Source organism: Ramlibacter sp. (assembly GCF_028291745.1).
GTDB lineage: Bacteria > Pseudomonadota > Gammaproteobacteria > Burkholderiales > Burkholderiaceae_C > Ramlibacter.
On the sequence record NZ_JAQGNQ010000126.1, the window covers coordinates 21650 to 30268 of the forward strand.

Here is an 8619-nt window from a genome sequence, read left to right on the forward strand (position 1 = left end):
GTTACTGTGGCGGTTCGGTGAGGAAGCCGACGCGCGCGACCCCCGCCTGCTGCGCCGCCAGGACGACCCGGCCGATCGCCTCGTAGTCGGCACGCACGTCGCCGCGGATATGCACTTCCGGTTGCGGCTGCATCGCGGCGATCTTCGCCAGCAGATCCTTGAGCGACTGCGCATCAGGCAGGCGCGTGTCGAACCACCAGGTGCCGCCCTGGGCATCGACGGTGACGATCACGTTCTCCTGCTGTGCGTCCGCCCGCTGGTTCTGCTCGCGCGGCAGCGCCACCGCGATCGCGCTGTTCACGACCGGGATGGTGATCAGGAAGATGATCAGCAGCACCAGCATCACGTCGACCAGCGGCGTGGTGTTGATCTCGGCGATCAGCGCGTCTTCGCCTTCCTGCTGCGCGGCATAGCGGATCGCCATCGCCTCAGCCCGCCTTCCCACCGGTCGCCAGCAGCACCGTGTGCAGGTCCGAGCCGAAGGCGCGCACCGTGTCCATCGCCACCTTGTTGCGCCGCACCAGCCAGTTGTAGCCCAGCACCGCCGGCACCGCGACGGCCAGGCCGATGGCCGTCATGATCAGGGCCTCGCCCACCGGCCCGGCGACCTTGTCGATCGAAGCCTGCCCGGATGCACCGATGCGCACCAGCGCGTTGTAGATGCCCCAGACCGTGCCGAACAGGCCCACGAAGGGCGCGGTCGATCCCACCGTCGCCAGCACCGCGAGCCCCTCCTGCGTGCGGCTGTGCACCGTGCCCACCGCGCGTTCGATGCTCTGCGCGACCCAGGTATTGAGGTCCACCTTGCCGATCAGGCCGTCGTGCTTGCGCGTGGCCTCGATCGCCGATTCGGCAACGAAGCGATACGGGCTGCCCGCCTGCAGTTTCTGGGCGCCCTGCTGCACCGAGTCAGCCTTCCAGAAGCTGGCATTGGCGGCGCGGCCTTGCCCGCCCAGGCGCGACTGCGCGAGCAGCTTGGCGACCAGCACGTACCAGCTGGCCAGCGACATCACCACCAGGATCACGATGGTTGCGCGGGCAACGACATCGCCCTGCCCCCAGAGCGCGCCCAGCCCGTACGGGTTGGCGGACGCGGGCGGCGCCTGGATGGCAGGAAGGGCGGACTGGGCGCCGGCGGTGAGCGCACCGGACAGCAGGAGAAGCAGCGCGACAGCGCGAGAACGCAGCATGGAATGAGAAGCGGTCCTGGACAGCCACCATTCTGGCCTACAAACCAGATAATCGGCGCATGGACAACCGTTGGCGACCCAGCGTGACCGTGGCCGCAGTGATAGAGCGCGACGGCCGCTTCCTCATGATCGAAGAGGAAACCTCGGAGGGCTTGCGCATCAACAATCCCGCGGGCCACCTCGAGCCGGGCGAGACGCCCGCGGAGGGCTGCACGCGCGAGGCGATGGAGGAGACGGCCTGGCACTTCCGCCCAACCGCCCTGCTGGGCGTCTACATCTCACGCTTCCAGCGCTCGATCACCGGCGAGGACATCACCTATCTGCGCTTTGCCTTCACCGGCGAACTCGGCGAGGAAGAGGTGGGCCGCCCACTCGACGAGGGCATCGTCCGCACGCTCTGGATGACGCCCGATGAATTGCGCGCCACCCACGAGCGGCACCGCAGCCCGCTGGTGCTGAAGTGCCTGGAGGACTACCTGGCGGGCGTGCGACTGCCCCTGTCGGCGGTGTATTGCGACGACAGCATCCGCGGCCCGGGCCGCGAACGCGACCCGCGCATCAGCGACGGCGAAGGCCGTTGAGGCTCACTCGGCTTTCGCGCCGGATTCCCTGACGATACGGTCCCACTTCCTGGTCTCGTCGCGGATGTAGCCGGCCAGCACCGAAGGCGGCATGTTGCCCGGCGTCACGCCCTGCTCCACGAACCTGGCCTTCACGTCGGGCGCCGCCAGCGCCGCCTGCAGTTCCTTGTGCATGCGGTCGACGATGGCCTCGGGCGTGCCATGCGGCGCCATCAGCGCGAACCAGGTGATCATCTCGTAGTCCTTGACGCCGGCCTCCGACAGCGTGGGCACGCCGGGGTAGGCGGGCGAGGGCTTGCCGCTCGTGACGGCCAGCGCGCGCACCTTGCCGGAGCGCACGTGCGGCGCAGCCGAGGGGCTGGTCTCCAGCGCCATCTGGATCTGGCCGGCAATCAGGTCGGCCATCATCGGCGCGCCGCCCTTGTAGGGCACGTGCGTGATCTGCGTGCCGGTCATCATGCGGAACAGCTCGCCGGCCAGGTGCTCGGTGCTGCCCGGGCCGGCGGAGCCGTAGTTCACCTTGCCCGGGTTGGCCTGGATGTAGGCGATCAGTTCCTTCACGTTCTTCGCCGGCACCGAGGGATTGACGATCAGCACGTTCGGTGTGATCGCCACCAGGCCGATCGGATCGAAGTCCTTGGTGAAGTCGTACGACAGGCTCTTGTACAGGCCCGGTGCGATGGCATGCGCGATGGTCGCCAGGAAGAAGGTGCTGCCATCGGCCGGGGCGCGCGCCGCGGCGGCCGCACCCAGCGTGCCGCCGGCGCCCGCCTTGTTCTCGATCACCACGGGCTGGTGCAGCGCCTCGGAGAGCTTCTGGCCGACGATGCGGCCGAGGATGTCGGTGGTGCCACCGGGGGCGAAGGGGACGATCAGCGTGATCGGTTTGGCGGGCCAGGCATCGGCGGCGTGGACGCCAGCGCCGGCCAGCCAGCCGGTGGCGGCCAGAGTCGCCACCAGGGCGCGACGGGTGCGCGAGAAGCGGGTCATGTTGTCTCCTTTTTTGCTTGACCGGACGAGGAAGGGATCAGTCTGCGCCCAGCTGCAACCGGCTCGGCAGCCGCTTTTCAAGGGCGTACTTGAAGAGCGCGGCGCTGCGGTAGATGGCATGCGCGAACTTGCCGTAGGGCAGCGTGAGGAACAGAGCCATCACGATACCGAGGTGCACCGCCAGCGTCACTCCCATCAAGCCCGTATCTCGCAACAGCAGCAAGGCGAAGCCGCTGGCGCTGGTGGCCAGCAGCAGCGCGATGAAACCGCGGTCCATGGGCCGCTGCGCCACGTCGCCCTGGCGCGGGTCGCGACGCAGGTTCAGCCACAACAGGCCGGCCGGCCCGGCAAGCAGGCCGATGCCGCCGAGGCTGCCCAGGACGACGGGCAGGCTGGTCAACGCATAGGGCGCTTCCTGCCGCAGCACAAAGTGGTACAGCGTGGCCACGCAGGTCGCGGCAAAACAGAGCAAGAAGCCGTAGAAGGTCAGGTGATGGAAGCGCCGGCGCGCCTGCGAGTAGCGATCGTCCTCGTTGTTGCAGCCGTCGCCGTGGCCACCACCGAGGTACTTCAGGCGCGCCACGTCGTGCGTGGCTTCCACCGCCGCCGGTCCGCGCGCAGCGGCCAGCAGCGGGCCCTGCCCGCGCGGCAGGTCGGCCGCCGGCGAGACCTCCCGCCAGAACCGGCGCGCGCCCATGCCGAGCGCGAACACGGCAAAGGCAAACACCAGCCCGAACACCGTCGCCATGAAGTTGTGCGGGAACACCGCATAGAAGTGCCCGCCGAGCGGCTGCTGCAGCACCGGCCCGGCCATGGTCAGCGCCAGCACCAGGAACAGCGCCAGGCCGAAGGCCAGGGACAGCGCGGTGGTCGCGCCGGCCTTGCGATAGAGCACGCCGAAGGCGCGCGGCCACGCGTACTCCTCATAGGTCACCGCGCGCACCTGCGCCATGGCCTGGGGGAAGTTCACCGCGAATTCGTGCGGCGGCGCGTACTGGCAGGCGTACAGGCAGGCGCCGCAGTTGTGGCACAGGTTGGCCAGGTAGTGCAGATCCGCCTGGCCGAACTCGAGCCGCCGGGTCATGGCCGGGAAGACGGCGCAGAAGCCCTCGCAGTAGCGGCAGGCATTGCAGATCTGCATCTGCCGCGCCGCTTCGGTTTCGGCCGGTACCAGGGCCAGCTTGCCCGTCGCCAGCTTGCCGTTCGCCAGCGCCGCGGCCTCGCGGGTCAGCGCCTCAAGCTGCTGCATGCTGCGCCTCCTGCAATGCCGCTGCGGCGGCGCGCGTGCCGGCCAGGCGCCCGAAGGCCGTGCCTATGCTCATGCCGACGCCGGCCGTGTAGCCCTTGCCCAGCACGTTGCCGGCCATCATTTCGCCGGCGACGAACAGGTTGTCGCTGGGCCGGCCGTCGAAGTGCACGGCCGCCTCGTGGTTGGTTTTCAATCCGAGATAGGTGAAGGTGATGCCCGGCCGCAGCGCGTAGCCGTAGAAGGGCGGAGTGTCGATCGGGCGCGCCCAGTGCGTCTTGGGTGGCCGCACGCCTTCGGTGACGCAGTCGTCCAGCACGGTGTGGTCGAAGCTGCCAGGGCGGCACGCGGCATTGAAAGCGTTCAGCGTCTCCATGAAGGCGGCCTCGGGCAGGCCGAGCTGGCGCGCCAGGGCTGGCAGTGAGTCGGCTTTCTCGCCGGGAAACACGGGCGGCATGAAGCGGCCGACCGCCTTGCTGTCGATGATGCAGTAGCCGATCTGCCCCGCCTGCTGCGCCACCAGGCGGCCCCAGATGGCGTAGCGCTTGGGCCAGAAGTCTTCGCCCTCGTCATAGAAGCGGCGCGCATCGCGATTGAGCATCACGCCCAGCGAGACGCAGTCGACGCGCGTGACGATGCCGCCGTCGTAGAGCGGCGCGCGCGCGTCGATGGCGACGCAATGCATCTGCGTCGCGTCGCCGATGATGTCGGCGCCGTGCCGCATCATGTCCTTGAGCAGCACGCCCTGGTTGAAGCGCGTGCCGCGCACCAGGAAGTTGTCGGCCGGCCATTCGCCGCGCTCGTTCTGCCCCCACGCCTGGCGCATCCATTCGCGGTTGGACTCGAAGCCGCCGGCCGCCAGCACGCAGGCGCGCGCGGCGATGCGCTCCTCGCCAACCCAGGCGGCGACGAAGCGGCCGTCCTCGATCTCGAGCCGGCTCACCGGCGCCTCGTAGCGCACCTGCACGCCCAGCTCCTGCGCGCTGCGGAAATAGGCATTGACCAGCGCCTTGCCGCCGCCCATGAAGAAGGCGTTGGTGCGCGACAGGTGCAGCGTGCCCGAGAGCGAGGGCTGGAAGCGCACCCCATGCTTGCGCATCCAGGGCCGGCACGTCGACGAGGCGCGGATCACGTAGCGCGCGAGCTGCTCATTGGAGTTGCCGCCGGTGACCTTCAGCAGGTCCTGCCAGAACTCCTCTTCGGGGTAGGCCTCCAGCAGCACGTCCTGCGGGGTGTCGTGCATGCAGCGCAGGTTGCGCACGTGCATGGAATTGCCGCCGCGCCAGGCCAGCGGGGCGGCCTCCAGCAGCAGCACGCTGGCGCCGGCTTCGCGCGCCATCAGGGCGGCGCAGAGGGCGGCGTTTCCGCCGCCAATGACAAGGACATCGATCATGGAGCCGGGAGTCTAGCCGGCCAGATTGTGCAAGGCTTCACCCCCGCACCAGCGGCGCAGGTTGTCCAGGAACATGCGCTCCACGCGCACGGCGTTGCCGTCGGAGAAGCCGGCGCTGTGCGGGGTGGCGATCACGTTCGGCAAGCCCCACAAGGGCGAGTCCGCCGGCAGCGGCTCGTGCGCGAAGACGTCGAGGAAGGCGCCCGCCAGCCGACCGCCCTGCAGCGCCGCGATGAGGGCCGGTTCGTCGATGATTTCCCCGCGCGCCACGTTCACCAGGCGCGCAGCGGGCGGCAGCAAGGCCAGCATCTTCGCGTCGATCAGCCCGCGGGTGCGCTCGGTCAAGGGACACGCGAGCAGCAGCCAGTCCGCCGTGGGCAGCGCCTCGTGCAGGCGTTCCGCGGGAACCACCGCGAAGCCGGGACCGGCGGGCTGGTCGTGCTGCCTCACCACCGTCACCCGCAGGCCCAGCGCCTGCAGCAGGTGTCCGATCCGTTGGCCGATCGGGCCCCAGCCAAGCAACACCGCGTGCTGGCCCTCGAGATCGCGCGGCAGCCCGGTCGCGATCAGGGGCGCCCAGCGCGCCTCGCCTTGCGCTGCCCACAATTGCGGCAGGTGACGGGCCAGGGCCAGCAGTCCGGCGACGGCCGAGTGCGCCACCACACCGGCGTTCGCGCCCGAGGACGTGGTCACCTGCACCCCGCGCTCGCGCAGGCGCACGTACACCGGACGATCAGCGCCGGCCGAGTGCGCATGCACCCAGCGCAGCGACGGCGCCCCCTCCATCGCCGCGTAGAACGCACGCGTCGCCGGCTGCAGTTCGTGCTTGGTCGACAGCCCGGTGACGTCGCGCGAGACGAAGGCGACATCGGCATCCACACCGGCTGCGTCCGGCGCGAGCAGCACGTACGGCTGCTCAGCCAGCACCGCAGCGAGGTCGCCAGCCAGGCGGCCCGCGGCCTGCTGCGACAGCAGGATGCGCAAGGGAGCAGCCAAGCGCGGCTCGCTCAATCCGCGGTCGCCTTCGACTCGTGCACGATCACTTTCCACTTGTCGTACTCCTTGCGCACGAACAGGCCGAACTGCGCCGGGGACCCGCCCACCGGGTCGGCGCCTTCGCGGATCATCTGCGCTTCCAAAGAGGGCAGCGCTTCGTTGACGCTCTTGTTCAGCAGCGCGATCACCGGCTCGGGCGTGCCCTTGGGCGCGAAGAAGCCGAACCACGAGCCGGCCTCGAAGCCGGGGAAGCCCTTCTCCGCCACCGTTGGCACGCCGGGCAGCGAGCGCGAGCGGTGCGCGCTGCTGACGGCCAGCGCGCGCAGCTTGCCGGCGCGGATGTGTTCGATCACCGAAGGAATGGTGGCGAACATGAATTGCACGCGCCCGGCCAGCAGGTCCTTCAATGCGTCCGCGCCCTTGTACGGCACGTGGGTCGTCTCGATGCCGCCGCGCTGGCTGAGCATGTAGCCGGACAGGTGCGAAGAAGTGCCGACGCCCGTGGAGCTGTAATTGAGCTTGCCCGGATTCGCCTTCGCATAGGCGATGAACTCGTCGACGCTCTTGGCCGGCAAGGAGGGATGCACCACCAGCACGTTGGGCACGTCGGCGATCTGCACGATGGGTACGAGATCGGTGAGCGGATCGATGTTCAGCTTGCGATACAGCGTCGGATTCACCGCGATGGGGCCGACCGAATCGACGATCAGCGTGTAGCCGTCGGGCGCGGCGCGCGCCGCGAACTCCGTGCCGATGTTGCCGCCGCCACCCGGCTTGTTGTCGACGATGAAGCTCTGGTTGAAGCGCTCCGACAGCTTCTGGCTGACCGCGCGCGTGAGAATGTCGGTGGTGCCGCCGGCGGTGAACGCCACGATCACGCGCACCGGCTTGCCCGGGTAATCGGCGGACTGCGCGAAGGCCAGGCGGGTGGGCAGCGTGGCGGCCGCGGCAAGCGCACCGGCGCCCGCCACGAAGCCGCGCCGCCGCAGGGCGGAAAGCGAACTGGGCATCTTTGTCTCCTGGGTTGTTCTTGTTCGTGCGCTTCAGTCGCGGTAGCCGGGATCGAGGCGATCGAGCTTGCGCAGCAGCCCCGGCCACTCCATCACGCCGTAAGGCCGGCGCGTGCCCGGCTGGTAGTTGTTCCAGGTCTCTTCCAGCACCGGCTGCGGCACGCCCTGCAGCGGCGTGTTGCACGACATGGCGCCGATCTGGGAGCGGCACGCCAGTTCGAGGCGGTGCGTCCAGTTGAACGCCTCGCCGGTCGTGCGGCCCACCACCAGCGCGCCGTGGTTGCGCAGGATCACCGCCTCGCGGTCGCCGAGGTCCTTCAGCAGCGACTGCTGCTCCTTCGTGTCGAGCACCACGCCCTGGTAGTCGTGGTAGCCGATCTTGAGGAAGCGCATCGCCGTCTGCGTGATCGGCAGCAGGCCGCATTCGAGGGAGGAGATCGCCATCGACGCCCAGCTGTGCGTATGGATCACGCAGCCGACCTCGGGCCGCGCCGCATGCACGGCGCTGTGGATCACGTAGCCGGCCTTGTTGACGCCGTACTTCAGCGCGCCGAAGTCGGGGCTCGAGAGGATGTTGCCGGCGAGGTCCACCTTGAGCAGGCAGGACGCCGTGATCTCCTCGTACATCATCCCGTAGGGGTTGATGAGGAACGCGCCCTCCTCGTCCGGGACGCGGCACGAGATGTGATTGGCCATCATGTCGGCCATGCCATAGAGCTCCACCAGCCGATAGCACGCGGCCAGGTCGACGCGGGCCTGCCACTCGGCTTCGGAACACTTGCCCCGCATCGAAGGGATGTCGAGGACGCCTGCTTGCTTCAATTCACTCTCCTTGGTAGGGCGCGGATGCCCGCGATCGCGCGACTGTAGGCCCGGCCGCGGGGTCACCGCCATCCGGAGAAATCATGGGCCATCTCGGATCGTGATGGCGCTCATCGCGCGCATTTGCCCGTGAGGGCGCGCGCGGCGACCGAAGGCAGCTGCAGCAGGCCACCGGCCTGGGGCGCAGTCGCGGGCGCGTGCAGGCAATCGTCGCGGCCGGCGCCTTCCACGCCTTCGGCCAGCGGATCCTTGCGATCGCGGCGCAACTGCTCGTTGGCCATGTCGGCCAGGCTGCGGCGCTGCGTGTTGAAGGGGCCGGGCACCAGCTGGCGCGGGGACGGCGCGATCAGCGGCGCCGGCGGCAGCGCCGGCGGGCGCGCGATCGCCGGCG

9 protein-coding genes and 1 pseudogene are annotated in these 8619 nt (G+C 69.4%); 1 reads left to right on the forward strand and 9 read right to left on the reverse strand.

From position 1 onward, the window contains the following. Position 1 precedes the first annotated feature (1 nt). Together JWP60_RS23300 and JWP60_RS23305 are read right to left on the reverse strand one after the other, a co-directional pair. Positions 2 to 424 carry a biopolymer transporter ExbD gene (locus JWP60_RS23300; protein ID WP_299796814.1) on the reverse strand — a complete coding sequence of 141 codons (423 nt, stop codon included), beginning with the start codon at positions 422 to 424 and terminating at the stop codon, positions 2 to 4. Positions 425 to 428: 4 nt separating this feature from the next. After that, the gene (locus tag JWP60_RS23305; protein WP_299796817.1) at positions 429 to 1190 is read right to left on the reverse strand and encodes a MotA/TolQ/ExbB proton channel family protein; all 762 of its coding nucleotides are present in this window, start codon (positions 1188 to 1190) and stop codon (positions 429 to 431) included. Positions 1191 to 1249: 59 nt separating this feature from the next. Here JWP60_RS23305 and JWP60_RS23310 point away from each other — a divergent pair, with 59 nt between their 5' ends. Beyond that, entirely contained in the window at positions 1250 to 1771 is a 522-nt protein-coding gene (locus JWP60_RS23310) for an NUDIX hydrolase (protein WP_299796820.1), read from the forward strand. A gap of 3 nt (positions 1772 to 1774) precedes the next feature. Here the strand turns inward: JWP60_RS23310 and JWP60_RS23315 are convergent, their stop codons facing one another. The 7 genes and pseudogenes from JWP60_RS23315 to JWP60_RS23345 form a co-directional block, all read right to left on the reverse strand. After that, positions 1775 to 2761: a tripartite tricarboxylate transporter substrate binding protein gene (locus tag JWP60_RS23315; RefSeq protein WP_299796823.1), complete on the reverse strand. Its 987-nt coding sequence runs from the start codon at positions 2759 to 2761 to the stop codon at positions 1775 to 1777. Between the two features lie 37 nt (positions 2762 to 2798). Further along, complete coding sequence (gene tcuB / locus JWP60_RS23320) at positions 2799 to 4010, reverse strand: tricarballylate utilization 4Fe-4S protein TcuB (RefSeq protein ID WP_299796826.1); 1212 nt, start codon at positions 4008 to 4010, stop codon at positions 2799 to 2801. Then, complete coding sequence (gene tcuA / locus JWP60_RS23325; RefSeq protein WP_299796829.1) at positions 3997 to 5400, reverse strand: FAD-dependent tricarballylate dehydrogenase TcuA; 1404 nt, start codon at positions 5398 to 5400, stop codon at positions 3997 to 3999. The genes tcuB and tcuA overlap by 14 nt, the downstream gene beginning before the upstream one ends. A gap of 12 nt (positions 5401 to 5412) precedes the next feature. Then, positions 5413 to 6372, reverse strand: coding sequence for a D-2-hydroxyacid dehydrogenase (locus tag JWP60_RS23330; RefSeq protein WP_299796839.1), 960 nt, complete (start codon positions 6370 to 6372; stop codon positions 5413 to 5415). 35 nt (positions 6373 to 6407) lie between these two features. Continuing rightward, entirely contained in the window at positions 6408 to 7406 is a 999-nt protein-coding gene (locus JWP60_RS23335; RefSeq protein WP_299796831.1) for a tripartite tricarboxylate transporter substrate binding protein, read from the reverse strand. Positions 7407 to 7439: 33 nt separating this feature from the next. Further along, positions 7440 to 8228, reverse strand: a complete 789-nt coding sequence (locus JWP60_RS23340; RefSeq protein ID WP_299796834.1) for a class II aldolase/adducin family protein — start codon at positions 8226 to 8228, stop codon at positions 7440 to 7442. Positions 8229 to 8338: 110 nt separating this feature from the next. Next, a pseudogene (locus tag JWP60_RS23345) lies at positions 8339 to 8619 on the reverse strand (hypothetical protein); the annotation flags it as partial.